The following is a 26,962-nucleotide window of genomic DNA, read 5'->3' on the forward strand; positions in this document are numbered from 1 at the left end:
CCCGAACCCGAACCCGAACCCCAAAGCCTCAATGACACCCGTCGACGACCGAACGAAAGACGTCGATCAACTCAGCCTCGTCCTGCTGCGCACCATAGTCACTAAGCTTGGTAACGACAGCGTGGTGCTTCGGATTGACGTACACGTACTGCCCATAGACACCAATCGCCGTGTAGTCGCCGTTCTTCTCGTGACCCGGCGGGTGCCACCATTGCGCCGCGTACATCCAGCCCGGCTCCGCCTCGGCCACTGGCGTAGTGATCCGGGCCATCCACGCAGGAGAGATCAAGGTCTGCTCGCCCACCTTGCCGCCCGCCAGCGCCAGCAGCCCCAGCTTCGCGAAGTCTCGTGGCGTTGCGTTCAGGTTGCCGAAGCCTCGCTCGATGCCGTCCGCATGGTCCAGGTTCCAGCTTGCGTCGTCCTCCGCGCCGAGCGGATGCCAAAGCCGGTGCTCCAGTACCTTCGCCAACGGCTCGCCTTCGATGCGCGCCACGATCATCGACAGGTATTGCGTGTCGACACTTCGGTACTCCGACCGGCTGCCCGTTGCGAAGGCGAGGGCGCGGTTCTTCATCAGGAATGCATGGAGGTCGGCCGTTACCTGCATGCCGGCCACGCCGGTGAAAGGCTTGTACTCCGCGTAGTCCTCGGACATGTCGATGCCGCTCTTCATGTCGAGCAAATCCTTGACGGTGATCTCGTCGAATTTGCCGCCGATGGCGAACTCAGGAAGAGCGGCCACGAGCTTCGTGTTTTCCGAGAGCTTGCCTTCGCCGATGAGCTGCCCGATGAGGATGCTCACGACGGACTTGGCGATGGACCACGACGATTCGCGCGACGTCTTCTTGCCGGGCTCGCTGTACCACTCGTTCACCAGTGTCCCGTGGCACATCACCAGGAACACGTTGGTCTCGGTCTCCCGCAGCACGCGCAGGATGTCTTCGTTCCTGCCTTTCCACGGCACGGTCTGCGACAGGGGTTGCAGCTGCTCGGGAATGGGCCGTGGGTGCGGCGATGCGCTGATCTTGCGGGTGTCGTAGAGCACTTCCACCTCGGACCTCGGCGTGAACAGGAAGCGCACGAGGAACACGGGGTTCTTCATGCCGAGCGCCGCCGTGAGGGCGAAGCCTCCGGCAACGATCGCAACGACGACGGCGCCCGTGGCGACGAGCGCGCGCCGCGCGCCCCGGTAGCGCCGGCGCGGCGATGTGGATGTCTCGTTTGCTATGCCCATATGAACTCCTTTTTATCGCAGTTCAGCAAGGCTCCGCAGCACCGTCGAACGCTGCCCGTCGCTTGTTGTGCTCGCGCTACTGGCGCTACTGGCTCAGGTTGCGCACGAGGCCCGAGAGACCCGAGGCCGCGATCAGCGTGATGAGGAACCACATCCAGCCCGAGCGGCGCTTGATGATGTTGCTGACGACGACCGCGCCCACCAGCAGCCACACCACGGCGCTGCGGCCGGTGAAGATGGACATCAGCACATAGGCGCTCTGCAGAGTCAGGCTCGCCCACAGGGCGAATGGCGATTCGGAGCCGCGAGCAGGCGCTGTGGGTTCGGCGTTCGTTGGTGTGGATGACGACGACGGCGCGGCGCTCGCCGCCGCAACCGCGCGCGGTGCGGGGGCGTTCGCTGCGGCTGCCTGCGCGCGCTCTGCCTCGCGCCTGGCCTTCTTCTCCCCGGCCAGTTGCTCGGCCGTTTTTTCGAGCACTGGCGCGGGCGCCTGCGCCGGCTGCCACCAGGCAGGCCAGGGCGCCTGGCCCGCTGCGGACTGCTTTCGGAACTGCCCCGGCGCCAGTTGCCGGTGCGGCTGTTGTTGTTGCTGTTGCTGCTGCAGCAGCGATGCCTCGGACGCCACCACCGGCTTCGTCACGGCACCGCTGTTGCCATGCTTCGCCGCCAGCGCGCGCACGCGCCGCAGGTACGGCTCGCCGCGTGCCGCATCCGTCATGGTGATGAAGTTCGCGTAGCCGCGCAGCGCGCCGATCACGTCGCTGTTGCCGTTCCATTGCAGGCCCTGCGGCCCGTGCCGTTCGGCCTGGTGCAGCACCGCGCGAAAGCGCCGCAGCGTGTCGCGGTCGAGCGAGAGCTTGTCGTTGACGACGATGCCGGTCACGTGCTGCTGCTGGTGCTTGCGCATCACCTGCTGCTTGTCGGGGTGCACCGTGAGGCCTTCGCTGGCCACGATCTGCTTGACGCGCCACAACAGCTTGCCGGTGTCGCGGCTGTGCTCGGGGCCGGCCGAAAAACTCAGGTCGTCCGCGTAGCGCGTGTAGTGAAAGCCCAGCTTGGCCGCGCTGGCGGCCAGCCGCGCGTCGAGCCGGCGGCAGAGCAGGTTGGTCAGCATCGGGCTGGTGGGCGCGCCTTGCGGCAGCACGCGCTCGCCGCGGGCGACAAAGTAGTGCTGGCCATCGAGCTGCACTTCGTCGGTCGGTGCTTCCGTGCACACCAGCGCCAGCAGGCTCGCCACTTGCGACGAATAGCCGAGCTGGCGGAACACGCCGCGCACGCGGCGCATGCCGATGGAAGGAAAGAAGTCTTTCAGGTCGAGGTTGATGACCACGTCCTGCCCCACGTGCGGCGCGGCGTTCGTCAAAATCGAGCGGCCGGGCAGGAAGCCGTGCACCGCTTCGTGCACCGGCATCTTCGCAAGGATGTTGTCGAGCACCCAGTATTGCGCGCGCTTCAGGCGCGGCATCGGCGCCGAAATGTGCCGCTCGCCGCCGCTCTTCTTGGCGATGGTGAAGCGCTGGTAGTGGCTCACGCTGGCCACCTCGCGGTGCCACGCCAGGAAGCGCAGCTCGCCCAGCGCGATGCCCATCGCCGTGGCAAGGTCGCCCGCGTGGTTCAGCGCGGGCAGGGCGTTGCGGGCCAGCGCCTGGCTGTCGCTCTGGGCTTCGTTCAGGCCGCCCGAAACGCCGTCGCCCACATAGAGCAGTTCGCGCTGGTGCCGGTCGTGCCACGCGAGGGCGCGGGCGTGGCGGCCCTGCGCCAGGCGCTGGCGGGTTTCCTCGCGGCGTTCGCGGGCCTTGGCCATGCGCTCCTGGCGCATCATCTTCAGGGCCTTGTCGCGGTCGGCGATGCCGCGCAGTTCTTCGCCGAGCTTGCCCAGCGCGGCCTGCAGTTCGCTTTCGCGGCGGATGAGTTGCGATTCGACCGTGGGCTGCGCCGCGTCCTGCGGCCAGAAGCCCAGGCGCTGCATTTCCTCGAGGATGACTTCCTGCTTGGAGCTGCCGCGCAGGCGCTCGTAGAGCTGCTCGCGTGTCAGCGCCGAATCGGGAACGGAAGATGAAGAAGCGGGAGGCTGCATGGTCTTGGCGTGACGCCATCGGCCGATGCACTGCTGGAAAGAAAAATTGCGAACGGAGCGGGAATCTCGTCGAAGAGCCTCGGGACTGGAGGGCTCCACTCGACGCCGGATGGCCATGGTGACGCCGATGAGCTTCGAGGAAGCCGTACTGTTGTCGCGTCACCATGGCCATCCGGCACAGTGAAGAGACGTCCAGTGACGCTTGGGAAGTGCTGTGTGCGAGGGTGGCGATACGCCACCCGGGTTGCAAGAGCCTTCCCGCTCCGTTCGCAAAAAGCAGTGTATCAGTCGATGCGTGCGGTCCTTTCCGGATCGGTCGTCTTTGTGGGAATGTTCGAGAGCGCGGCGTTCAGTGCCGGCGCGGCCGACAGGCGCAGCGCGAGCATGTGCTCGCACGGCCCCTGCCGCATGTGGTTGCGAAAGAAGTGGTCGCACTGGCAGTCGCCGTTGTCGACGCGCTGCTCGGCATTGAGCTGCAGGCTCACCAGGTACTCGCGCTGGCCGGTGGCGCCCTTGCACTTGCCGCTCAGCGTCACGGCGCCGTCGGGCCGCGTCTGCGTCTTCACGTTGCTGACGCGGCGTGCGCGCACCAGTTCGGCGGCGGCTTCTTCCTGCGGGCTGGCGTAGCGCAACTTGTCCATGGGCAGCGGCTCGCGGCTCAGTTCGCGCAAACGCCACACGCCGTGCGCCAGGTCGTACACCACGCGGCCGGCCTGCACGTAGCTGCCGAGCGCGGCGTCGACCGTGAGGCTCGACAGGCCCGTGGCCGTGGCCAGCTCGTCGGTGGTGGCGCGCCAGCGTTCGCCCAGCGCCGCGAACACGCGCAGCAGGCTGTCCTGGTCGACCGTGTGGCGCGGCTGCAGCAGCTCGAAGTGGCCGTTGCTCGACCAGTCGTTGGCGGTCCAGCCCGACAGGCCCAGCGTGAACTCCATGTCGGGCAATTGCGCCACCCAGAAGCTGGGCATGCCGGTGCCCAGCAGGTGCACCGTGAAGCCCTGCGCCACCGGCACAAGGCGCTCGAGCTGCAGCAGGCGGCGCCGGCCCCACACGCGGATGTCGATGTCCGACGTGGCGCTGTGCGTCGAGCGCGGGCACACCAGCTCGTGGCCCCAGGGCTCGAACAGAATGCGCACCGGCTGCCCCGGCCGCAGGATGAAGCGCAGCGAGCGCGGGCCCACGCGTTCCTTGCGGCGCCGCAGCACCAGGCAGATGTTGTGGATGTCCATCGGGTGCAGCTGCAAGCGCTGCGCCGGCAGGAGCATCGCGCTGCTGACCTGCAGGAAGCCGCGCACCCAGCTGTCGGGCACGTCGATTTTCGGCTCGTGAAAAGCCGGATCGTTGCCGCTCTTTACCTGGAAGCCGCCGGGGTCGATGGACAGGCGCGTCGACTTGTAGTCGCGGATCTTCTGGAACTCGTCGTACAGCGATTCGGAATAGTCGACGTTGGTGGTGCCATAGGCGTGGTCGCTCACACGGTCGAAGATTTCGTGGCTGCACGAGAACATGCCGTAGCTCGACTCGTCCTGGCTGAAGCACTCGAAGAACACGCGGTCGGGGTGCACGGTGATCACCGGGTCGAGCACGAACCAGGCTTCGCGGTTGACCTTGTAGATGTGGTCGAAGTAGCGCTGCTGCGCGCCCATGAAGGGCTTCAGCACTTCCTGCTTGCGTTTGCGCAACTCCAGCAGCTCGGCCTGGATCGGCGCCATCTGCGTCTTCAGTTCGTCGCTGCGCGCCATGAACTGCGCCAGCAGGTCGCCTTCCTGCCCGGCCAGCCATTCGAGGTATGCGCTCTTGTCGCGCGGCTTGAAGCGCAGGTCGCCCACCACCACGTCGTGCAGCGCCGACATGCCTTCGCGAAACGGCAGGTAGCGGTTGATGTCGGCCACGAAATGCACCGGCGCGCGCAGCGTGTCGGGCGCGAACTGCAGCGCCGTGCTGTCGGCCGTGTGCTGCACGCCGGAGTGGCCGAAATAACGGTACAGGAACCTCATGCGGCAGGCCCTCCGGAGGTCGCGGTGGGCAGGGCCGGCAACGCGCGGCGTGGCGCAACGCTGCGCACTGGCGCGGTCTGCAAGGGGTTGTCGAGCGTGGGAAACAGCGCCTGGATGCTGCGCAGCCCGGCCACGTACTGCGCGCGCTCGGTGATGGCGCCGGTCACGGCCTGCCGCGCGAACACGCGCGCGACGATGCGTGCGATGTCTTCCGAGTGCGCCGCCTGCGCGGCCAGGAACTGCATGACCCGCGACTTCGCCAGCCGGCCGCGGTTGGCCTGCGACAGCACGCTCAGGAAGTAGGGCTCCAGCCGCGCCAGCACGTCGGCCTTGCGGCCCGCGGCCGAGGCCAGCCAGTTGGTGACGAACAGCTGCATGCCGGGCGAAGGGTGCTGGCTCAGTTGCAGCATGTAGGTGGTGACGTCGGTCACGTCGAAGTGGGTGGTGAGCAGTTCGCGGCCCAGTCGTTGCGCGCCCGCGTCCTTGTGATCGCACAGGCGCACCAGCAGCGCCGGTGTCCATTCGCTGGCGTTGCCTTGCGCGCCGAACCACGTGCGGGCCCATTCCAGCGCGTCGTCCCAGCGGCTGTCGAAGATGCGCAAGGCATCGTCGAGTTGCGCCAGCGTGCGCTGCGGGCGTGCGGCCAGCTGCTCCATGGCCCAGCGGCGAGCGGCGGCGGTGTCGACCAGGCCGAGGCTCGCGGTCTGCAGCACGTTGAAGCTGTCGGGCGCCTGTTGCGGCAGCAGCCAGTCGCCCAGCCGTTGCGCGCCCTTGCTGCGTGCTTCGAGCAGGCGCAGCGTGACGGCCGGCTCGCCCACGCGGGTGTGGTCGGCCAGCGGGCCGCACAGCCATTGCAGCAGGAAGTCGAAAACGCCTTCGGCCGCTTCGGCGCGGAACAGCTCGTCGCGCAGCAGCGGCATCAGCGCGGCGCCGAAGGCCGGGTGCTGCGGCAGCAACTGCGCGAGCTTGGGCGCCACGGCCGCGCGCACGTTCGGCATCGGGCTGCTGCAGAAGGCCGCGAACAGCTCGGGCTGGCTGACCAGCGTAGCGTCGGGCAGGGCCGTGAAAAGCCGCACGCCGGCGCCGCGCAGGCGTGGGTCGTCGGACTGGAGCAGCCGCGTGAGCACTTCCAGCGGCAGGCCCTGTACCGACGCCGGGTGCAGCAGCAGCCACTCGGCCGCCGTGGCCACCACGTCGGGACTGGCATGGTCGAACAGCGCGAGCAGCTGCGGCAGCGGCGCCTTGGCCGCTGCGATGCGCAGCAGGCCTTGCAGCGCCCACTGCAGGTTCTCGCAGATGGCGTCGAGCGCGGGCGCCTCGGCATCGCAAGCCGACAGCCAGGCCAGCAGCTCGACGCACAGCGCATCGAGCGTGGAAAGGTTCGGCGCCGCGGCCTGCAGCAACAGGCGCGACGCACGGTGCACTTCGATGTCGGCCGACGTGAGCATCATCCGCAGCAGGTCGACCTGCTGGCTGTACAGGCCCGGGTCTTGCGCGATGCATTCGAGCGCATAGGTGCGCGCCTCGGCCAGCGGCGAGCCCAGCAGGGCGGGCAGCCATGCCAGCGCCGGCGTGCCGGACCCGATGCGCTGGCGCGCGATGGCCAGCGCAAAGTGCGCGGTGTCGGCCCAGGTGCTGGCCAGCAGGCCCCACACCGTGGGCGCTGCGAGCGCATCGCAGAAGGGCTTGTTGTCTTGCAGCGCCCGCGCGGCAAAGCCATGCACGGCAGCGCAGCGGCCTTGCTGCATCAGTTGCAGCAGGGCCTGCGGATGGCGGTCCCAGCGCTCGGGCCAGGCCTCGGTGCGGCGGGTGCGCTGCGTGGGCAGCGGCGTGCTCCGGCGCCAGCGCAGGCCACCGCGCTGGGCTTCCCATTCGTCGTCGTGGCGGTGCAGCAGCTGCATCAGCACCAGCCAGCGGCTGTACGGGCCGGTGTGCCAGCGGCCAGGTTCCTCGGTCCAGTGCGACAGGGGCTGCTGGCCGGCGGTGCCGGCGTCGGCATCGTCGGCGGCGAGCAGCACGCCGAGCGCGAGTTGCAGCCAGTCGGCCTCGTCGGCCGGGCCGGCCAGTGCCAGCCGGCGCAGGTTGCGCCAGGTGCGGCGGCGAAGGTAGTCGCGCGTGCGATGGCTGAACGCGAGCCGGCTGTCGGGGCGTACGATTTCTTTCGCGATCTCGACGTGGCGGCCATTGGCCAGCGCCCAGCGGCCGCCGGAGCGGAACGCCGCGCGCTGTGTTTCAAGGCGCTGGTGCAGCACGCCGAGCAGCGTGTAGTCGCCCGCAAACTCGGCGCCCTTGTAGAGCCGGCGCCATGCGCGGAAAGTGCGCGCGGCCAGCGGCAGGTCATGCGAGATTTCGAGCACGGCGGTGCGAGCCGGGCCGTTGGCGGCCAAGCCTTCGAGCAGCGACAGGTCGAACAACTGCTCGATCCAGCCGTCGTACTTCAGGCCGTTCCAGTGCGCGGGGTCGGCCAGCAGTTGCCGCACCAGCGGCAGCACCTGTTCGGCCGGCGCCGCCTGCAGGCCGGCCCAGGTGCGGCGCAGCGCGGCGGGCCAGTCGTCGACGATGCGGTCGGCCTCGGCCATGCGCTGTGCCTCGGGCCACAGGCTCAGCGCCGCCCACCGCGCGGCGCGCGCCACCATCGGCTTGCTTGCGCGCTGCGAGAGTTCGCGCATCGCCTCGAAGGCGCCGGCGTCGCCGCAGCGGCCGATGGCCCACGCGATGCTGTAGTCGAGCAGCGGCTCGCCGGTTTCCAGCAAGTCGACAAGGCGCGGCACGGCCGCGGCCAGCCGCCGTTCGCCGATGCGCCACACCACGCGGCCGCGGCGCACCGGGGGCAGCAGGCGCCAGGCATCGGGGTGGATGCTGGCGAGCAGGATGGCGTCGCCAGGGTAGGCCGCCGTGGAGGGCGCCGGCATCGAGGATGCAGTGGCAGCGGAAGGCGCGCTGCCTTCGATCAGATAGCCCTGCGCAATCTGCGCCGCCACGGCGCGATCGAACGCGGCGTTGGCCGCTTCCAGCGGCAAGGGCGACGGCGTGTAGACCGTTTCTTTCCACTGCCGGCCGTCGCTGCTGGTGCTCACGTGGACCACGTGGCCCGGTGCCTCGGGCAGGGCGAACAGTTCGACGGTGCAGAAGCCCGAGGCCGCTTGCGTGCCCGGCTTCGTGCGGATCAATTTCTCGGAGCGAATACGCTTCACGCGGAGGCCTCCCTGCCTTCGGTTGGATGCTTGCTTTGTGCTTGTTCTCGCCGCGCATCTTAGCGGGCGCGTGCGGCAATCGGGCATGTGTAGCATCGCGGCGTGCAGGCAGAACCGCAAACACACAGGCACTTCATGGCGACCATCGGACACCTTCCCCAATCGAGCTTTCTCTACTTCACGGGCCAGGGCTCGGACAAGGTCTACCAGGTGCATCTGCGCCCCAAGGACGAGGGCTGGGTGGTCGACTACGGCAACGGCCGCCGCGGCGGCACGCTTGCCACCGGTACCAAGACCAGCAGCCCGCTCGCCTTCGAGGCTGCGCTGAAGATCTACGAAAAAGTCGTGAAGGAAAAGACGACTAAAGGCTACACGCCAGACCAATCCGGCGCGCTCTACACCTCGACCGACCTTGCCGGCCGCATCAGCGGCGAGCTGCCGCAACTGCCCACGCTCATTCTTGAAGAACAGGCCGCGCGCTACTTCGACGACGCGGGCTGGGGCCTGCAGGAAAAGGCCGATGGCGAAAACCGCATCCTGCTGATCGAAGGCCAGACGGTGCGCGGCACCAACCGGCGTGGCCTGTTCGTCGACATTCCGCAGGCGTGGGTCGGCACGGCCGATGTGCCGGCCGGCCGCACCGTGATTCCGGGCGAGCACGTGGGCGATGTCTTCAAGGCCTTCGACCTGCTCGAACTCGGCGGGCAAGACCTGCGCGCCGCACCTTTCATCGAGCGCTTCGGGCACCTGCGCAAGATCGCCGGGCGGGTGCCGTGGATGGTGGTGCTCGACCTGGAGCTCACCGCTGAAGGCAAGCGCGCCCGCGCCGCGGCGCTGCTGGCCGCGCACGGCGAAGGCTATGTGTTCAAGGCGCTCGACGCGCCGTTCAGCGCGGGGCGCAGCACCCACAGCCTGAAGTTCAAGTTCAACCAGAGCGCGACCTGCGAGGTGATCCGCGTCAACGCGCAGCGCTCGGTGGCCGTGGGCCTGCGCGACGATGCGGGCGCGATGCTCGACCTGGGCAACGTGACGGTGCCGCCCAACGAAGCGCTGCCACCCGTGGGCACGCTGGTCGAAGTGCGCTACCTCTATCGCTATGCGGGCGGCAAGTTCGAGCAGCCGGTCTACAAGGGCCAGCGGCCCGACATGACGTCGGCGGATGCGGTGCTGTCGCAGGTCACGCGCATCAAGGACCGGAGCGCGGCGATGGATGACGAGACGGCCTGAAGGCCGGGGCCGTCGGCGCGGGGATCACTTCCAGAACTGCCAGCGCGACTTCTTCGGAGTAGCCTGCGCGCTCGGTGCCTGCACCGCCGGCCCCAACGTTGCGGCGATATTCGAGATGCGGCCGAGTTCGTCGAAGCTGATCTCGATGTTTCCTTCGCCGGCTCTCTCGGCGCGAATGCTTGCTACGCCGTCAGATTCCATGCGCAACCCCTGCTGTCGCAGGAAGCTGGTCGCCATCCGGCGATGGTCCACGTCGAACTGCGAAATCACTTCCATCAGCACCGTGTTCACGCGGGGCAGCGACACCGGCGCCAGCACCTCGGCCGGTACGTCGTCGAGCAGCGCGAACAGTGCACCGCCGTCGTAGGGCGCGCGGTAGTAGCAGCGGCCACCCTCCAGTCCGCTGCATGTCATGGCAATCATGTGATCGGAGATGTCGCCCAGCTGCAGTGAGGGTTGTGTGAACGCTTGGACCGCCTGCTCCTTCCCGAGTTGTCGGATGCGGGAGGCGGCCTCGGTCAGCTGCGCGGGAAGATTGCTTTGTGTATTGGCCCAGACCCACAGCCATGTGCCGGGCTCGAAAGCATGCGTACCCAGCAACTGCACCGGGTATTCCAGGTCGTCACCGAAGCGCAGGAGGCCTTTCTGTATGTCGATGCCCCAGGCTCTTTTACCGATGACATCACCCAGTGCCATCTGCCTGGCGAACGAGGAAGCCGCGTGGTCTGCAAAGTGGTCTTGAAATGTGCTCATGTCGATTCTGGGTGGTGTTGTGTGGCTCTGTTCTGCGATGGGCCGCAGCCTACTTCACCTTCTCTCGTTTCGCATCCGCTCCACCGCCTCAGCGCGCATCCAGCGCCGCGCGCAGCTTCGTCGCCAGCTGCTGCGCCTGCGCACCGGAGGCCACGTTGGTGAAGCCCATCAGCAGCCCTTCGCCGCAAATACCCGGCGTGCCGCGTTCCGACAACGGCTGGCAGTTCAGCCCGGCCTTTTGCGCGCGAGCCGCCAGTTCCACATCGCTCTCGCGGCGCCCGTCGAAGCGTGCGATCAGGTGCATGCCGCCGCTTTGCAGGTCGATGCGCACCGCATCGCCGAAAGCCTTCTGCAGCGCGGCCACCAGCATCGCCCTGCGGCGCGCATAGAGCAGCCGCATCTTCTTCAGGTGGCGCGAGAAGTGGCCATCGCGCAAGAAGTCGGCCGCCACCGCCTGCGTGATCTGCGGGCATCCGTTCGACCACGTTCGCGCGGCGTCGTGGAAACGCGCGCGCAGCGATTCAGGCACGACCAGGTAGCCCAGCGACAGGCCGGGGTACAGCACCTTCGAGAAGCTGCCCGCATACAGCACGCGGTCGTGCCCGTCGAGGCTCTTCAGGGCCGGCAACGGCGGACCGGCGTAGCGGTATTCGCCGTCGTAGTCGTCTTCCACGATCCATGCGTTCGCCTGCGAGGCCCAGGCCAGCAGTTGCAGCCGGCGCGCCAGCGTCATCGACACGCCGAGCGGTGCCTGGTGCGACGGCGTGACGATCGCCATGCGCGCTTTCGCTGCCTTGCGCAGGCCGCGCGCAACCACCATGCCCTCGTCGTCCACAGGCACGGGCACCGTGCGGTGGCCGGCGGCGTGCAGCACGTCTTGCGTCGGCGGAAAGCACGGGTCTTCGGTCCACACGCGATCGTCTTTCTTCAGCAGCGTGCGGGACACGAGCGCGAGCGAGGCACGGTAGCCGGCCGTCACGAACACCTGCGCCGGATGGCACGACACGCCGCGCGACACCAGCAGGTAGGCCGCGATGGCCTCGCGCAGCGGCGGGTGGCCGGCCGGGTCGCCATAGAACATGTCCGCCGCGCCCGCGGCCCGGGCTCGCCGGGCCACGAGCCGCGCCCACAGCTCGCGCGGGAACGCATCGAGCGCTGGAATGCCCAGCTGCAAGGGCGGCGGCGCGGCCAGCGGGGCGAGGGCATTGGTTTGTGGCCGCACACCGGCGCGCCTTGGATCGCGGCCAGCGGGCCGTGTGGAACGTGCGGGCCGCGCAGGTCGGGGTTGCGGCAGCGCGGGCGAGACCACCGTGCCCGCCTGGCCCCGTGGCTCGAAATACCCTTCGCCCGCCAGCTGGCTGTAGGCCGCTTCGACGGTGCCGCGGGCCACGCCCAGTTCGCTGGCCAGGCTGCGTGCCGACGCCACGCGGTCGCCGGGCCGCAGCGTGCCGCGCTCGATGGCCGCGCGAAAGCGCTCGTAGACCTGCCGCGACAGCGGCGTGCGCCTGTCGCGGTCCAGCTTCGCGATGCCGGCCGGTGATTTCGTCTTGCCCATCATGGACCTGTCATTTATTCAAATCTTGGCTCTTTTCGATGGTGCATCGTAGACCTAAGCTTTTGTCCCATGAACAGCCTTCAGGAAAGACATGCGATGCGCGAGAAGATATTCGTGGCGGGCGCCACAGGGGCCATCGGCGCCGTGCTGGTGCCGTTGCTGGTCGAGGCGGGCTACGCCGTGTTTGGCGGCACGCGGCGCGCCGAGCGTGCCGGCGAACTGGAAGCCCAGGGCGCGCAGCCGGTCGTCGTCGATGTGTTCGACGCGGCCGCGCTCGATGCCGCGCTGAAGCGCATCGCGCCGTGGGGCGTGGTGCACCAGCTCACAGACCTGCCGAAGAACCTCGATCCGAAGCTGATGGCCGAGGCCGTGGCCCGCAATGCGCGCCTGCGCATCGAGGGCACGCGCAACCTCGTGGCCGCCGCGCAGGCAGCGGGCACGCGGCGGCTGGTGGCGCAGAGCATCGCGTGGGTCTATGCGCCGGGGCCGAAGCCTTTCACCGAAGACATGCCGCTCGACCTGGACCCTGACAGCCCGCGCCGCATCAGCGCCGATGCGGTGGTTTCTCTGGAGCGCAGCGTGCTGGGCGCGCAGGGCATGGTCGGCACCGTGCTGCGCTACGGCCAGCTCTACGGGCCGGGCACTTCGGCCGCCGAGCCCAGGGGCGTAAGCCCGGTGCACGTGGAGGCGGCAGCGCAGGCGGCGCTGCTGGCGCTGCAGCGCGGGGTGGGCGGCATCTTCAACATCGCCGAAGACAACGCCGAGGCCAGCAGCGAGAAGGCGAAGCGTGAACTCGGCTGGCACGCCACATGGCGCCGGCCTGAAGGAGCCGCGCGATGATGAATACGACGCCGCTCTCGCGTCGCCATGCGGCAAGCGCCGGGTTCGCTGCACTGGCACTCGCCGGCGCGGGCTGGGCGCTGGTGCCGCATGCCGGCAAGCAATCGGCGGTGCAATGGATCGACGACGTTTGCAGCGCGGTAGCCCGGCCGATGTTCGCGTCCGCACCGGCAACCGAAGGCTCCGCCGCGGCCGCGCGGCCGCGCACCACGGTCAAGGTGCTTTCGTGCGAATCGCTGCCGCACGTGCCGGGCAAATCCGTAACCACCGCCATCGTCGACTTTCCGCCGATGGCCTATTCGCCGGCCCACCGGCATCCGGGCTCGGTGACCGTTCTCATGCTCGAAGGCACGGTGCGCTCGCAGCTGGCCGGCGGCCCGGTGGGCGACTACAAGACGGGCCAAACCTTCTTCGAGCCGCCGGGCACCCTGCACCTGTTCGCCGAGAACCCCGACCCGGTGCGGCCGGCAAAGCTGGTGTCGGTGTTCGTGACCGACGAGAACTGCGGGCCGCTGGTGCTGCCGCCCTGAGGCTGGAGGCCTGCCAGCGGATCAGTGCGTGGAGCGCATCAGTACTCGGGCCGCACGTTCAGCCCCAGCGCCTCGGCAATCACCAGTGCCTGCGTCGTCGTGATGATCGCGCCCTGCAGTTTCACGTTGCCGGGCTCCAGTGCGCTCAGGTCGCTGCCGCGCAGGTCGCAAGAGGAAAAATCGGCGCTGTGCAGCCACGCCCCCGACAGGTCCACGTCGCGCAGCGAGCCGCCCTGGCAGCGGGCGCCGGTCAGGTCGGCCTCGCGCATGCGGGTGCCCTGGAAAGACGCCTTGCGAAGGTCCGCGCCGGGCAGCCCCGCAAACGACCAATCGCCGCCGGTGACCTTCATCAGGTCGAACATGCAACCGTCGAACATGCAGCCCACGAATTTGCATTCGCTGAAGCTCGCATCGAAAAACTTGCAGGCCACGAAGGTGCAGTTGACGAAGGCCGCATCGGCATGCGCCGATGCATTGAAGCGGGCGCTCCGGAAAGTGCAGTCGATGAAAACCGATCCGGTGTTGCGGGCCTCGCTCATGTCGAGGTCGCCGAACAGCACGGCGGTATGGGTTTGACCGGCAATGTCCTGCCCGTACCAACTGGCACCGAACAGTTGTGCGCGGGTTTCGGGCGGTGGGGCGCCGTGTGCGCGTTCAGCCATGGTTTTCTTCGGTGGAGGCGGGTGATCGGAGGTGGCCCGCTGCGTGGGTCCGCGTGGATTTGCGTGGATCCGAGCAGGGGCTGCGTATTGTGGCGCGGCCGATCTATGCCGGCGTCTCCGGTCCGGCTGCCCACGTGCCGACGCCGCGCAGGAATGCGTCGGCGGCGTCGAGTTCGCTGGCGGCAATCCATTCATCCGGCTGGTGCGCCTGCGCAATCGCGCCCGGCCCGCAGACCAGCGACGGAATGCCGGCCTGCTGGAAGAAGCCCGCTTCGGTGCCGAACGGAATATCGCCCGGCGGCCAGAGCGCGCCGAGTGCACGGGCGACGTTCACTGCCAGCCCGTCATCGTGGGCGGTTAGCGCCGGTACGCCGGCCAGTTGCGCCGTCTCGACCTTCACGTCGGGCGGCAGGGCAGAGAGCATTCGCTCGACTTCGCGCTTGACCAGTGCCGTTCCCGCCTCGTCGGTGGGCCGGAACTCCCACAGCACTTCGCAGCACCCCGGCACGATGTTGATGGCCGTTCCGCCCAGCACACGGCCGACGTTGAACGTGGTCCGCTCGCCGCGTGTGGCCAGCGTGCGGCCGAGCCGGCCCAGTTGCGCGATCAGCAGGGCCGCCGGCTCGATGGCGCTGATGCCCAGTGCCGGATCGCCAGAGTGCGCCGGCCGGCCGTGGAAGACGGTCCTGTGGCCGTAGAAGCCGCGATGCGCCAGTCCGATGCGCATCTGCGTCGGCTCGCCGATGATGGCGAGCGCCGGCGTCGGCACGCGGGTGCGCATGTCGGCGATGAGGCGTGGCACGCCGAAGCACCCGACTTCTTCGTCGTACGACAGGGCAAGGTGAATGGGCCGCTGCAGTTTCAGCCCACGCCAGGCCGGCACCGCCGCGAGGCAGGCGGCGATGAAGCCCTTCATGTCCGCGGCACCGCGGCCATGCCACCGGCCATCGCGTTCGGTCAGCGTGAAAGGGTCGGAGTGCCAGTCCTGCCCGTCCACCGGTACCACGTCGGTATGGCCCGACAGCACGATGCCGCCCGCCACGCACGGGCCGATGGTCGCGAGCAGGTTGGCCTTGGCGCCGTCGTCGCTGTGCACCAGCCGCGCTTCGATGCCGTGTGCGCCGAGGTAGCTGGCAATCCAGCGGATCAGATCGAGGTTCGACCGGTGCGAGGTCGTGTCGAAGGCCACCAGCGTGCGGAGCAGTTCGACGGTGTTCATGCCAATGCCGATGTGTCCGGCGTGTCCGGTGCGCTCAGGGCCGCGACGGGCCGGGGGCGGGCACGGCCCGGCCCGTCGGGCGCAGCGTCGTGACCAGGAAGCCGAGCAGGATCAGCGCGATGCCCGCCACGTGGAAGCTGCGCACCGCCTCGTGCAGCACCACGAAGGCCAGCAGCGCGGTGAACAGCGCGACGAGGTGGAACGACACGCCGGTCACCGTCGCCCCCAGCATCGCGACGCAGCGGTTCCAGAGAATGAAAGCGAACAGCGACGCGAAGAGGCCGATGTAGACCACCGCCCCGATGGACGCCATGTCCGTCGGAATGCGCGCGCCGCGCGCCAGCTCCAGGGCCCAGAACGGCATCAGCACCAGCAGCCCCGCCGCCATGGTCGCGGCCAGGAAAACCAGCGGGCTCAGCGCGGCTGGCTTGCGCCGCAGCAGCACCGAATACACGGCGTAGTTGAAGACGGCCAGCAGCACCAGCAACTCGCCGCCGCCCAGCCGCAAGGCCAGCAGGCTGGCCAGGTTGCCGCGCGCCACGATCCAGCTCACGCCGGCGAACGAGATGGCAATGCCGGCCAGCGACTTCCACGTGATGCGTTCGACCCCCAGCACCAGCGCGGCCAGCGGCACCATCAGCGGCAGTGTCGAATTCAAAAAAGCCACGCTCGCGGCCGGAACCGTTTGCAGCGCCAGGTAGCCCAGTGCGTTGTAGCCGGCAATGCCGAAGGCGCCGCAGGCCGCAATGAGCCGCCAGTGCCGTGCGAGCAGCGCGCGCTCTTGCCAGGCCTGGTAGCCGACGAAAGGCGCCAGCGCCACAAGCGCCACCACCCAGCGGCCGACCGCGAGCGACACCGGCGGAAAGACCGGCCCGAGGGCGCGGCCCAGCACCAGGTTGCCGGCCCAGAAGGCCGGCGGCAGCCACAGCAGCCAGGCTGGATTGGCCCAGAGGGCCTGGAGCAGGGGCTTGTTGTTGCGCATGGCCTGAATGGCTCCGGGCGCTACAGGCCTTGCAGCCCGATGCGGATGCGGCGGTTGGAGCGGCCCTTGTTCTCGATCTTGAGAATCTTCAGCGGCCGCGACGCACCCGTGGAGGCGAGGTGCGTCCCGCCGCAGGCCTGCCGATCGAGGCCCGCGATCTCGATGATGCGGATCAGGCCTTCCGACGATGGCGGCGGCGACACGGAGCGCGAGCGCAGCAGGCCTTTTTCGGCATGCGCTTCGGTCAGGGACATGTGGTGCGCCAGCACGGGCAGGTCTTGGGCGATCACGTCGTTCAGTTCGGGTTCGAGCGCGCGCAGGCGGTCGTTGTCCGCATCGGGCAGGTCGAAGTCGATGCGGGCCGTGCCGTCGGCGTTCATCTGCACGCCCGTGACCAGTGCGCCGTCGAAATCCCTGAAGACCAGCGCGTTCAGTACGTGCAGGTCGGTGTGGAGCTCCCGCATCAACTGGCGGAACGCCGGATCGACCTCGGCCCGGACTTCGCCCGCCATCTCGATGCCGTCGGCAAGCTGGAGCCAGAGCGCGCCGCCTTCTTCGCTGAACCCCGTGACCGGCACCTCGCCGCCGTGCCACCGCACGATGCCCAGGTCAGGCAGCTGCCCGCCGCCACCGGGGTAGAACGGGTGTTGAGAAAGCAGTACGGCGCCTGGCCGTGCCTTGAGAACGGTGGCGTCGAGCTGAAGGGTGTCGGGGTGGTCCTGGCAGAAGAGTCGTGTCATGGGTCGCCTTGCTGATGGGGGCAGCTTGGCAGGATGACGCGCGGCGCTATTGGTTGAAATTGAAGGGCGGGGCGGTTTTTTGCTTGCCCGCCTTCATCTGCCGTACCGGTGAAAAGAGCAGAAGGCAAAATGCGGCCCGAACCAGACATTCACCGCCATGTCCAAACACACGCTGTTCGCCTACGTCGATGGTGCCGACCTTCACGACATCGCAGATTCCGTGGAAAGACGCCTGGCCGCGTTTGCCAGGGAAAGCGAGTGGCGGGTCGCGGCGCCGTTCGTGGTCAACCAGCGGGGCACCGACGATGGCCTGCCGGCCGGCGACCTGCCACCGTGGCACCTGGGGCTGAACCTTTCGCTTCCCGATGTGGGGCACGAGCCCGAGGGGTGGTTCTCGGATGTCGAGCGCATCGCGCGTTTCATGGGGCGGCTGCATGCGCATTTCGAGCGCGATTTCGTCATCGGAATTGCCGACAACGGAACCGGGATCGAAGAAGACCTTTTTACTATCGCATCGGATCTTCCCGACCTCGCCCGGTTGCGCCAGGTCATCGGCGTCGAGCCGCCCAAAGGCTTGTAGTGGCCAACGGGGCTGGGTACCGTGCGAGACTTGAATCCAGCAAACAAACAATCAACAAAAGAAGTTCCGCTCAATGTTCTCAAGAAGCTGCGTGTTCGTTGTCGCCCTTGTCTGTTCGATGCTTGCCGGTTGCGCCGCGCCTCATTCCGACCTGCTGTACAAAGACCGTCCGATGGTCAGCGAGAAAGAGGGCCTCATCGTCGCGTCGCTCGGCTATCGCAACTCCGAAGAGCGGCTGGTGAACAACGTGATGCAGCGCCCGGCCATACACCTGGCCGTTCAATCGAAGTCGGGTGGCACGGCGCAGAAGATCCAGGTGTCGACGCAGGCGCACATGTTTGCCCAAGGCGCATGGCGCGACGAAGACTACGTTCGACCGACCGATTCAGGCAGGCGCGTATTGGTCGGCTACAAGGTGCCGGCCGGAAACTACGAAGTCGTCGAGCAGCGCGTGGAGCTCTATGGCGGATCGATGACCTGGTCGGCGCGGCCCCAGCGCCGCACGCCACTGGTCTTTACCGTCGCCCCGGGGCAGATCACCTACATCGGTGCCCATGTGCTGCAAACGGAAAGCGGCAAGAACTGGCTTGGCATGGCAGTGCCTGCGCAAGCACGGCTCGACACGCTGGACGAGTTCGATGAAGACATGGGCGTGCTGCGCCGCGTTCGGCCCGAGCTTCGCGATGCGGTGGCGAACGATGCCTTGCGGGTCCGAAAGCCGGACTAGGCGGGACGCCCCTGCGATGGGGCGGGCGAGTCCCTCAACACGGTTTCTCCCGTGCGAGGGTTCGTCAGCGTGACGTTCTCGAGTGCCTTGATTCGCCATTCACCGGCTTGCCCTGACTGCCCCGCTTGCTGCGTCAGCACCGCAAGAATCAGCGTGTCGACGGCATGCGGGCCCGCGGGATGCGCCGCACCGGCCGCAAGACGGCTCCAGAAATGAATGACGGCTGCGCCGTCGCCGAGCGCGACCACGTCGATCAGCTCGTTCCGCAGCGTGGAGTCGCTGTAGATGGTGGCGTGAATGGGCGCGTGCAGTTCGACGATCTGCCCGACGCCGCGCACGTAGTGGCCGAACCGGTTCACGAAGGTGGCGTCTTCATCGAACAGCGCGCCGAGGGCGGCCATGTCGTGGTTGTTCCAGGCGTCTTGAAACGCGCGGGGAGCGTCTTCGGGCTTTTGCATTGGAATCATCTGGCGTCTCCCGCGCGTGCGGCCACGTACTGCTGGGGCGTCATGCCGAAGGTGCGCTTGAAGTGCTTGTTGAGCGCGCTCTGGTCGTAGAAGCCCGAAGCAAGCGCGGCCTCGACCATCGACTGGCCCGCCCGCAGCCGTCGCAAGGCCGCGCGCAGGCGCAGCTGGGTCAGGCAGGTGTGCGGCGTCAGGCCGATCGACCGCTTGAACGCGCCGATCAGCTGGAAGGGCGTGAGGTTGGCCACCGCGCCCATCTGTTCCAGCGTGAGGCGTTCGGCATGGCATTCGCGCATCAGTTCGAGCACGGGGGCCAGCAGGCGCGCGTCGGCCGGTGCCCGGGGAACGCGCTGCGCCGCGTGGCCGTGGCGCTGGAACAGGTCGCCGAAGCTGCGCACGAGCAATTCGCTATGGAGCAACGCGTCTTGCTCGCCTTCGAGCGCGTGGTGCAGTTCCAGGAAGCGCGCGATCAGGTCGGGATCGCGAAAGACGTTCGACGTGAAGTAGCGCGGGCTGTCGATGCCGAGCGACGACAGCACGTCGCGCATGCCCGCCTCGCCCAGGTAGAAGGCCCGGTAGCGCCAGCGCTCGCTGCCGCCCATGTGGCCCGAATGCGGTTCGGCGGGGTTGAACACCAGCAGCGCCTGCTGGTGGGCGGTGTCGGTGCGGCCACGGCTCGTGAACTCCGAGCCGCCGACCTCGGTGGCCGCGACCACGAAGGAGTCGTGCACGTGGGGCGCGTAGCTGTGGGTCGTGAAGTCGGCGTGGAGCATGTCCATGCCCGGCACGCCGGGCGCATGCCAGTAACGCGATCTGTTGCGAGGGTCGGGTCGGGCCACGGGAACGTCCTTTCGACGCTTGGGATGGTAGCGCCGCGGCGCTTCGGCTGCACTGCCTAGCGCACCCTTTCGCCGTCGCGCACCGACTCGACAGCACCGTTGTAGAAGCGCACGATGCCCAGGAAGTTGCCCTGCCCACGGTGATAGACCCAGTCTTCCATCGGCACGCACTGCTGCGTGACGATCTGCTGCGCCGGCGCGCCCGGATAGTTGGAAGGCACCCAGATCACCTGGGGCCGCGGCACGCAGACGAACTCTTTCGACAAGGGTTCGCCGCAGCGCTGGACGACCGAGAACTTGGAATCCCCCACGCCCGAAAGCGCGCCACCGCAGCTCAGCGACTGGGCCGACGCGTCGCCGGCGTGCATGGACGCGGCAAACAGGAAGAGGGCGCTCGCGGCGAAAGTTCGCATGGGGTCCTTGGGTTGCTCGGGCATGAATGTCGACCAGCCTCTGACTTTAGCCACCCGCAAGAGTTCATGTTCCTTTGCGGCCCCGAAGTCAATCGGAGAATTCTTTGCGGGCCCCTTCGATGACACCGAGCCCGCCGGCGCCCCGCGGTCCGCAGAATCGGTCGATGACCCTGGCCGTCAGAGCCAGCCGCATCCACCCCGAGGAGACAACCCATGAACCGACGGTATCTGCCACGCCTTGTTCGCGCCCTGGCCCGATGGGCCATCGGCGCGCTTGCGCTTCTTTCGATTCCCGCGCTGGCCGCCTACAACCAGAGCCTGACGCGCACGCTCGACGCCGGCCAGATCTACGGCAAGGCGGCGAGCAACAACACGCAGGCCTTCCTGGGCATTCCGTTCGCACAGCCGCCGGTGGGCAACCTGCGATGGCGCGCGCCGCAACCGCCAACGCCGTGGAGCGGCTCGCGTGCCGCCACCACGCTGGCCGGCATGTGCGCGCAGGTCGGCAACCCCTTCGGCGAGCCCGACCCCGCCACCTTCGGCCAGCCGGTGGGCAGCGAAGACTGCCTCTACCTGAACGTGTGGCGCCCCAACTCCAGCGCCGACAACCTGCCGGTGTTCTTCTGGATCCACGGCGGCAGCAACACCAAGGGCTCGGCCCGCGAGCCCGCCTACGACGGCGCCTACCTGGCGCAGAAGGCCAACATGGTGGTGGTGACGGTGCAGTACCGCATGGGCATGCTCGGCTGGCTCAACCACCCGGCCATGAAGACCGGCAATGCGCTGGACGACTCGGGCAACTTCACCACGCTCGACCTGGTGCGCGCGCTCGACTGGGTCAAGGCCAATGCCCGCGCTTTCGGCGGCAACCCCGGGCAGGTAACGGTGGCCGGCCAGTCGGCCGGCTGCATCAACACCTGGGGCCTGCTGCAGTCGCCGCTGGCCAGCGGCAAGTTCCACCGCGCGGTGTGCATGTCGGGCGTGCCCAATGCCTACCCGCCGGTGGTGGGCACGCTGGCGGCCGAGGTGCTGATCGACAGCCTGCTGGTCGACACCGGCCGCGCCTCGACCACCGCGCAGGCCACGGCACAGCGCGCGACCATGAGCAACGCCGACATTGCCGCGCTGCTGCGCAACGCCAGCGCCGCGCAGATCATGAAGTACACGCCCAGCCCGGTGGTGCCGGGCCACTTCACCGACGGCACGGTGATCCGCGCTTCGGGCCTGCCCGGCCTGCTGCTGGGCGACTACAACAAGATGCCGCTGATGATCGGCTCCACGCACGACGAGGGCTCGTACTTCGCCTTCCTGTTCGGCATGGGCCAGCCGTCGCAGCAGGAGTTCTGGAACCTCACCAACTACGCACCACCGGGCAGCGTGACTTTCAACCAGCTCATCAAGCCCGAGTTCCGCCCGATCTACACGCAGACGCATGAGGTGCTGACGTACGCCATCGACAACGTGATCGACAACGTCATTCGCGTGCTGCGCCTGCAGAACGGCGACATCTACCGCTACAACTACAACTGGGACGACACGCCGCAGCCGTGGAAAGACACCTTCGGCGCGTTCCACGGCATCGACGTGGCGGCGCTGTTCGGCAACTTCGTGACCGACGAGCCGAACTTCATGCGCTTTGCCTGGAGCCCGCAGAACGCGGGCAGCCGCAAGGCGCTGTCGGACAAGTTCATCGGCTACACCGCGAGCTTTGCCCGCTACGGCGCACCCAGCCGGCTGTTCGACGGCCAGGGGACGTGGAACAACTGGACCAACTTCGTCTGCCTGCTGTGCAGCAAGCGGATGATCTTCGACAACCAGTCGTACATGTCGCCCGACGACTACCTGTTCTTCTGGCCGCGCTACACGCTGCTGTCGCCGCAGCAGCGCGAGTTCCTGCTGCAGCAGATCGACTTCAACAACCTGCCGGAATCGGTGGACCCGCTGCGCAGCGGTCCGCGCTGAAGTTGTTTACTGAATGATCCCGTGGCGCACGGCGTAGAGCACCAGCTCGGCCGTGCTGGCCACACCGAGTTTTTCGAGAATGTTGGTGCGGTGCGTGCTCACGGTCTTCACGCTGATGAGCATTTCTTCGCCGATCACCGTGAGCGAGATTCCCTTGAGCATCATCAGCATGATCTGGTGCTCGCGCACGGTCAGCCGCTGGTGCGCGGGGCGCTCGTCGCGGCCTTCGAGCTGGCCGCTCACCAGCGGCGCGGCGCGCGCGCTCAGGTACTGGCCACCGGCCGCCACGCGCCGTATGGCGCGCACCAGCTCGGCCGGCTCCGCGTCCTTGGCGATGTAGCCGCGCGCGCCGGCCTGGATGGCGACCAGCGCGTACTGCTCCTCGGCGTACATCGACAGCATCAGCACCGGCAGCGTGGGTTGCACCGCGCGCATCGAGGCCAGCACCTCCAGGCCGTTGCGGCCTTCCATGTTGATGTCGAGCAGCACCACGTCGAAGCGGCGGTGGCGCACCTGCTCCAGCGCCTCGGCACCGTTGGCCGCCTCGCCGGTGGTGCGGATGTCGGTCTCGTCGAGCAGCAGGCGCTGAAGGCCCGAGCGGAAGATCGTGTGGTCGTCGACCATCAGGATGTCGATCACCGCGGCCTCCTTTTCTTCTTGTCGTCGTTCGTCAATGCAGCGGTGCGCGCAGGCTCAGGCGTGTGCCCTGGCCCGGCGCCGAACGTATCCGCAGCTCGCCGCCGATTTCGCGCGCCCGCTCGCTCATGCTCAGCAGCCCGAGCGCGCTGCCACCGGGTTCCGCCGGATCGAAGCCGCAGCCGTCGTCGTGCAGTTCCAGCCGCAGCTGCTGGTCTTCCACGCGCAGCGTCACGCCGACGTGCTGGGCCTTCGAGTGGCGCGAGATGTTCGTCAGGCCCTCCTGGAAGATGCGGTACACCGCCGTCGTGTGCCGGGGCAGCAGGCGCAGCGCCTTGGCATCGGTGTCCAGCGCATGCCGCACGCCCGAGCGCCGCGTGAACGCGTGCAGCTCGTTGGCCAACGCCACCGACAGGTCGAGGTGGTCGAGTGCGCTGGGCCGCAGTGCCTCGGAGATCTGCTTGACCGTGTCGATGGTCTGCTGCGTCAGTGCGATCAGGCCCTGCGTGAGCGACTGCAGCTCGGGGTTGTCGGCGCGGCGCTGGATGCGCGTGGCGTCCATCTTGATCGACGTGAGCATGCCGCCCAACACGTCGTGGATGTCGCGTGCCATGGCCAGTCGCTGCTCTTCGAGCTTGTTGGCGGTGTAGGCGGCCAGTGCCTGCAGCTGCTCGCGCGAGCGCTTGAGTTCTTCTTCGTTGCGCACCCGGTCGGTCACGTCGACGCCCACGCCCATCACCGCGGGGTGGCCCCTGTAGACGATGCGCGAGCCATGCACTTCGATAAGTCGCACCTGCCCGTTGCGGTGCAGCCCTCGCGTGATGAAGTGCATGCTCGGCGGGTCGCCCGACAGGCGGGCGCGGATGCGCGAGCGCACGACCTCAAGAAAGTCGGGTGGAACGACCTGCGCCAGCGACATGCCGATGGCCTCTTTCACCGTGTAGCCGATGATGCCCGCCCAGGTGGCGTTGCAGTAGGCGAAGCAGTCGTCCTGGATCACGTAGATGCCCGCGACCATCTGTTCCACGATGGTGTGGAAGGGCATGTCGGGCAGGCTTTCGCGTTCGAGGTCGGTCACGTGGGGGGAGAGCGGTGGGCGTCTTCATGATAGGTCGGCAACGCGCCGGCGGGCACCGGCTGCGGGTTTGCGAGAAGCAGGGTTCCCCGTAGCCCCAACCGGAAATGTCCGATGGCCGGCGGGGGCGGTCCGCTCCTAAGGTGCGGGTCCGCTTCACGCAAGGACGACACGATGACGACCCGCTGGCTTGTGCTTCTGGCCCTGATCTTCTTCGGCACCACAGGCCGCGCCGACGAGATCGTCATCGGGCAGTCGCTGCCGCTGTCGGGGCCGCTCGGCGAGGCGGGGCGCAACGTGAAGGAGGGCGTCGATGCCTACCTGGCGCGCGTGCAGCGCGAAGGCATCCTGGGGCGGCACAAGCTCAGCTGGCGCGCGCTGGACGATGGCTATTCCATCGAGCGCCACGTGGAGAACATCCGCCGCCTCGTCGGGCAGGACAGGGTCGATGCGCTCGGGCTGTCGGCGGGCACCTCGCACATCGATGCGGCCTACGCCGCGATGCGCGAAGCCGGCACGCCGCTGATCGGCGCGATGACGGGGGCCTCCGCGCTGCACGGCACGCAGCGGCCGTTGATTTACCACCTGCGCGCAAGCTATGCCGACGAGGTGCGGCAACTGGTCGCGCAGGCCGTGTCGGTGCGGCAGCGGCGCGTGTTCGCAGTGTGGCAGGACGACGGGTTGGGGCGCGACGCCTTTGCCGCGCTGGAGGTCGCGCTGCGCGGATCGGGCATCGAGCTCGTGGGGCAACAGGGCGTGGTGCTGGCGAACATGGACGGCCCGGCGGTCGCCACCGCCGTTCGCTCGGCCGCGCCCGATGCGCTGTTCGCGTTGTGCGTCACGCCCTGCGCCGTCAAGCTGCTGTCGGGCCTGGGCCGCGACGGCTCGCACAAGCTCACGCCGTACATGCTGTCGATCGTCAACGGCGAGGCATTGGCGAAGAGCGTGGGCAACGCGGCGCGCGGCACCGTCATCTCGCAGGTCATGCCCAACCCGCACCTGGCCACCACGCCGCTGGTGCAACGCTACCAGCAGGACATGCGCAGCTTCACCGGCAAGGCCGAGTTCAGTTATTTTTCGCTCGAGGGCTACGTGGCGGCGATGGTCGCGGTCGAGGCGGCGCGCACGTCGCTGGCCACCTCACCGCGCCGCCCCATGCAGGAGGCCATGCGCCAGCTGCTGCGCCGCGAGGTCGATGGCATTCCGGTGTCGAGCGGCGATGACCCCGGCGTGCGGCCGCATCCGGTCACGCTGTCGATGATCGGCAACGGCGGCAAGCTCATTCACTGACGGGGGCGATGCGGCACGGGTCTTTTCAGAACCTCGGGCCGCGCAGCTTGATGAGTGCGAACGCCAGGCCCAGCGCAACGGCCAGGAAGGCCAGCACCGCCAGCCAGACCGATTGCGTGAACCCGTAGGCGCCCAGCGCGGCACCCGCCGCCGCCAGTGCGGCCAGCCATTCGAGCGCCGAGTCCAGCCAGCCGGCGGGTTTTTGATTGCGCTTGGCCGCCTGCTCGCGGTCGAGCTTCTCGATCTGCTTCGGCGTGAGAGGCCGGGGCGGCTTGCCCTGCTTGTGCGGCTGCGAGAAGAGCGCCTTCAGCTCCGGCGTCGGCCAGGGTGAAGTGCTCGATGTGCCGTTTCCCGCCAGCAGCCAGACCGGATCGGCGTCATGCCGGGCGAGGTCTTTGGCGAGGTCGGCGAGTGCGTTTTTGTCGGTCAGCTTTTCGAGCAGGGCCAGGTCGGTGCGCAGCCACGGCTCAGCATCGGCCGCGTCGGGCAGGCCGATGGTGCGCAGCAGGATGTGGCCGCCGAAGTCGCGCGCGATCATTGCCGCGAAGGCGGTGTAGATCGGCCGGTAGCGCTCGCCGATGGCGGCCATGATCGGCTCTCGCCGGCTTGCCAGCCGCTCCAGCGCCGAGGCCTTGTCGGTGGCCAGGTACGGGTACGTCGCGTCGGGGCCGAAGTCTTCCAGGCACTCCTCGCGGTCGACGCTGGCGGCTTCATCGTCGACGTCGTACTCGTCGATGAAGCGTGCGCGCCGAATGTCGTTCTCGCTGAAGAGCGCGCGCCAGAACAGCGGAAAGAAGGCGTTGGCCTCCAGCTCGCCGCCGCTGCCGAAGAAGCCGCGCCATTCGTTCCGGCTGCCCTCGGGCATGCGGGGCAAGTTCGAACTGCTCAGGTAGACGCGGTGCGACATGGGGCGGCTCCCTGCGGATTTTTTTATCGGTTCAGCCGCCGATGGGGGAACACAGCTCGACCAGCGTGCCGTCCGGGCAGCGCACATACGACACCACCTGTCCCCAGGGCTTGGACACCGGCGGGCTCAGTTCCGTTGCACCGGCCGCGAGGGCACGCGCGTGTGCACCCATCACGTCGTCGGTCACGAAGGCCAGCTCCATGCCCAGTGGCTTGGCCGATTCCGACGCGGCCACGTGCCCGTTCGGAAAATTCGAATCACCCAGTTCATGCGCGGCGAACGACAGCGTGGTCTCGCCCGTCAACAGTTCGCCATAGGTGCCGGACTCGTGGAGAAACTTGCGCTGGAAGCCGAAGGCCTGCTCGAAGAACTGGAGCGATTGCGCCACGTCGGGAACGTAGACGATGGTGTAGCCGAATTTCATGAGGGGGATTGGTGACTGTGGTGAACGAGGGAGGATAGATTCCGCGAAACCCCACTCTACCCAGAACTTGCGCGAACTCAACCCGCTGCACCCGCGAACAGAAAGCCGATGAACCCTGAACATCTTCTTCCGCCGCTTCCAGCCGGCAAGCAATGGATGGCCGCGCCATCGGGCGAATCCGGCGACACCGTTTACCGGCGCAGCGACGGCGTGGCCTTTGCCAAGGTATCGATGGGCAAGGGCGCCGCATCGCTCGACGAAGAGCGCCGCCGCACCGAATGGCTGGCGCCGTTCGGCCTTGGCACTGCCGAAGTGCTGGACTGGCGCGCCTCCGGCCACGGCGCCTGCCTGGTCACGAGCACCGTGCCCGGCGTGCCGGCCAGCGACCTCGCGGCGCCCGAATTGCTGCGGGCCTGGCCTTCGATGGCCTGGCGCTTGAAGGCGCTGCACGAGGTGCCGGTGGCGGGCTGCCCGTTCGAGCGCCGGCTGTCGGCCATGTTCGATCGCGCGGTGGACGTGGTTGCGCGCGGCGCGGTCAACCCCGAGTTTCTCGACCCCGAGCAGCGCGACATTCCGCCGCCCGTTCTGCTCGATGCCTTGCGCAAGCAGATGCCCGAGCGGCTGGTGCAGGAGGCGCG

At 68.1% G+C, this 26,962-nt stretch carries 25 protein-coding genes; 8 read left to right on the forward strand and 17 right to left on the reverse strand.

Translation table 11 applies throughout. The annotated features are described in order from the left end of the window. Positions 1-28: 28 nt before the first annotated feature. From DBV14_RS18820 to DBV14_RS18835, 4 genes are all read right to left on the reverse strand, one after another. Entirely contained in the window at positions 29-1,234 is a 1,206-nt protein-coding gene (locus tag DBV14_RS18820) for a serine hydrolase (RefSeq protein WP_124460885.1), read from the reverse strand. 85 nt (positions 1,235-1,319) lie between these two features. Next, positions 1,320-3,311, reverse strand: a complete 1,992-nt coding sequence (locus tag DBV14_RS18825) for a reverse transcriptase family protein (RefSeq protein WP_124460887.1) — start codon at positions 3,309-3,311, stop codon at positions 1,320-1,322. 284 nt (positions 3,312-3,595) lie between these two features. Beyond that, positions 3,596-5,305, reverse strand: a complete 1,710-nt coding sequence (locus DBV14_RS18830; protein ID WP_124460889.1) for an SWIM zinc finger family protein — start codon at positions 5,303-5,305, stop codon at positions 3,596-3,598. Next, the gene (locus tag DBV14_RS18835) at positions 5,302-8,499 is read right to left on the reverse strand and encodes a HEAT repeat domain-containing protein (RefSeq protein WP_124460891.1); all 3,198 of its coding nucleotides are present in this window, start codon (positions 8,497-8,499) and stop codon (positions 5,302-5,304) included. The genes DBV14_RS18830 and DBV14_RS18835 overlap by 4 nt, the downstream gene beginning before the upstream one ends. A 135-nt stretch (positions 8,500-8,634) precedes the next feature. Here DBV14_RS18835 and DBV14_RS18840 point away from each other — a divergent pair, with 135 nt between their 5' ends. Continuing rightward, on the forward strand, positions 8,635-9,726 hold the full coding sequence (locus DBV14_RS18840) for a DNA ligase (protein ID WP_124460893.1): 1,092 nt from the start codon (positions 8,635-8,637) through the stop codon (positions 9,724-9,726). Between the two features lie 24 nt (positions 9,727-9,750). Here DBV14_RS18840 and DBV14_RS18845 read toward each other — a convergent pair whose 3' ends face one another. Further along, positions 9,751-10,479: a DUF6882 domain-containing protein gene (locus DBV14_RS18845; RefSeq protein ID WP_124460895.1), complete on the reverse strand. Its 729-nt coding sequence runs from the start codon at positions 10,477-10,479 to the stop codon at positions 9,751-9,753. Positions 10,480-10,567: 88 nt separating this feature from the next. Continuing rightward, a complete protein-coding gene (locus tag DBV14_RS18850; RefSeq protein ID WP_124460896.1) occupies positions 10,568-12,037 on the reverse strand; it encodes a PLP-dependent aminotransferase family protein in 1,470 nt (489 codons plus the stop codon). A gap of 93 nt (positions 12,038-12,130) precedes the next feature. On the opposite strand from DBV14_RS18850, the gene DBV14_RS18855 reads away from it, so the two are divergent. Beyond that, positions 12,131-12,874 carry an NAD(P)-dependent oxidoreductase gene (locus tag DBV14_RS18855; protein WP_124460898.1) on the forward strand — a complete coding sequence of 248 codons (744 nt, stop codon included), beginning with the start codon at positions 12,131-12,133 and terminating at the stop codon, positions 12,872-12,874. Then, positions 12,871-13,404: a cupin domain-containing protein gene (locus DBV14_RS18860; RefSeq protein WP_260397116.1), complete on the forward strand. Its 534-nt coding sequence runs from the start codon at positions 12,871-12,873 to the stop codon at positions 13,402-13,404. Before DBV14_RS18855 ends, DBV14_RS18860 begins: the two co-directional genes overlap by 4 nt. Positions 13,405-13,442: 38 nt before the next feature. Here the strand turns inward: DBV14_RS18860 and DBV14_RS18865 are convergent, their stop codons facing one another. From DBV14_RS18865 to DBV14_RS18880, 4 genes are all read right to left on the reverse strand, one after another. Beyond that, positions 13,443-14,066, reverse strand: a complete 624-nt coding sequence (locus DBV14_RS18865; protein WP_124460900.1) for a pentapeptide repeat-containing protein — start codon at positions 14,064-14,066, stop codon at positions 13,443-13,445. Positions 14,067-14,169: 103 nt separating this feature from the next. After that, complete coding sequence (gene argE, locus DBV14_RS18870) at positions 14,170-15,285, reverse strand: acetylornithine deacetylase (RefSeq protein WP_124460902.1); 1,116 nt, start codon at positions 15,283-15,285, stop codon at positions 14,170-14,172. 34 nt (positions 15,286-15,319) lie between these two features. Continuing rightward, positions 15,320-16,267, reverse strand: coding sequence for a DMT family transporter (locus DBV14_RS18875; protein WP_124460904.1), 948 nt, complete (start codon positions 16,265-16,267; stop codon positions 15,320-15,322). Between the two features lie 20 nt (positions 16,268-16,287). Beyond that, positions 16,288-17,007 carry an alanyl-tRNA editing protein gene (locus DBV14_RS18880; protein ID WP_124460906.1) on the reverse strand — a complete coding sequence of 240 codons (720 nt, stop codon included), beginning with the start codon at positions 17,005-17,007 and terminating at the stop codon, positions 16,288-16,290. Positions 17,008-17,164: 157 nt separating this feature from the next. On the opposite strand from DBV14_RS18880, the gene DBV14_RS18885 reads away from it, so the two are divergent. After that, positions 17,165-17,587, forward strand: a complete 423-nt coding sequence (locus DBV14_RS18885) for a hypothetical protein (protein WP_124460908.1) — start codon at positions 17,165-17,167, stop codon at positions 17,585-17,587. Positions 17,588-17,660: 73 nt separating this feature from the next. Beyond that, positions 17,661-18,314 carry a hypothetical protein gene (locus tag DBV14_RS18890; protein ID WP_124460910.1) on the forward strand — a complete coding sequence of 218 codons (654 nt, stop codon included), beginning with the start codon at positions 17,661-17,663 and terminating at the stop codon, positions 18,312-18,314. Here the strand turns inward: DBV14_RS18890 and DBV14_RS18895 are convergent. From DBV14_RS18895 to DBV14_RS18905, 3 genes are read right to left on the reverse strand one after another with little or no spacing between them, the layout of a single operon-like run. Next, positions 18,311-18,772 (reverse strand): SgcJ/EcaC family oxidoreductase, encoded by a 462-nt coding sequence (locus DBV14_RS18895; protein WP_260397117.1) that lies wholly within the window; start codon positions 18,770-18,772, stop codon positions 18,311-18,313. The two genes, DBV14_RS18890 and DBV14_RS18895, sit on opposite strands and share 4 nt — an antisense overlap. Before the next feature lie 5 nt (positions 18,773-18,777). Continuing rightward, a complete protein-coding gene (locus tag DBV14_RS18900; protein ID WP_311732845.1) occupies positions 18,778-19,617 on the reverse strand; it encodes an AraC family transcriptional regulator in 840 nt (279 codons plus the stop codon). A gap of 56 nt (positions 19,618-19,673) precedes the next feature. Then, entirely contained in the window at positions 19,674-20,030 is a 357-nt protein-coding gene (locus DBV14_RS18905) for a DUF2845 domain-containing protein (protein WP_124460916.1), read from the reverse strand. A gap of 213 nt (positions 20,031-20,243) precedes the next feature. Here DBV14_RS18905 and DBV14_RS18910 point away from each other — a divergent pair, with 213 nt between their 5' ends. Next, a complete protein-coding gene (locus DBV14_RS18910) occupies positions 20,244-21,992 on the forward strand; it encodes a carboxylesterase/lipase family protein (protein WP_124460918.1) in 1,749 nt (582 codons plus the stop codon). 6 nt (positions 21,993-21,998) lie between these two features. On the opposite strand, the gene DBV14_RS18915 is transcribed toward DBV14_RS18910, so the two are convergent. Further along, entirely contained in the window at positions 21,999-22,631 is a 633-nt protein-coding gene (locus tag DBV14_RS18915; protein ID WP_124460920.1) for a response regulator transcription factor, read from the reverse strand. A gap of 31 nt (positions 22,632-22,662) precedes the next feature. Next, a complete protein-coding gene (locus DBV14_RS18920; RefSeq protein ID WP_124460922.1) occupies positions 22,663-23,706 on the reverse strand; it encodes a PAS domain-containing sensor histidine kinase in 1,044 nt (347 codons plus the stop codon). Between the two features lie 171 nt (positions 23,707-23,877). Between DBV14_RS18920 and DBV14_RS18925 the strand changes: the two genes are divergently transcribed. Then, the gene (locus DBV14_RS18925) at positions 23,878-24,993 is read left to right on the forward strand and encodes an ABC transporter substrate-binding protein (RefSeq protein ID WP_185546062.1); all 1,116 of its coding nucleotides are present in this window, start codon (positions 23,878-23,880) and stop codon (positions 24,991-24,993) included. A 25-nt stretch (positions 24,994-25,018) separates the two neighbouring features. Here DBV14_RS18925 and DBV14_RS18930 read toward each other — a convergent pair whose 3' ends face one another. Beyond that, entirely contained in the window at positions 25,019-25,900 is an 882-nt protein-coding gene (locus DBV14_RS18930; protein ID WP_124460926.1) for a hypothetical protein, read from the reverse strand. Between the two features lie 31 nt (positions 25,901-25,931). Beyond that, entirely contained in the window at positions 25,932-26,324 is a 393-nt protein-coding gene (locus DBV14_RS18935; protein ID WP_124460928.1) for a VOC family protein, read from the reverse strand. A gap of 108 nt (positions 26,325-26,432) precedes the next feature. Here DBV14_RS18935 and DBV14_RS18940 point away from each other — a divergent pair. Beyond that, positions 26,433-26,962 (forward strand): phosphotransferase (locus tag DBV14_RS18940; RefSeq protein WP_221621900.1); only part of this gene is annotated, 530 nt, incomplete at its 3' end.

It is taken from the genome of Variovorax sp. KBW07 (assembly GCF_003852515.1).
Classification (GTDB): Bacteria; Pseudomonadota; Gammaproteobacteria; order Burkholderiales; family Burkholderiaceae_C; genus Variovorax.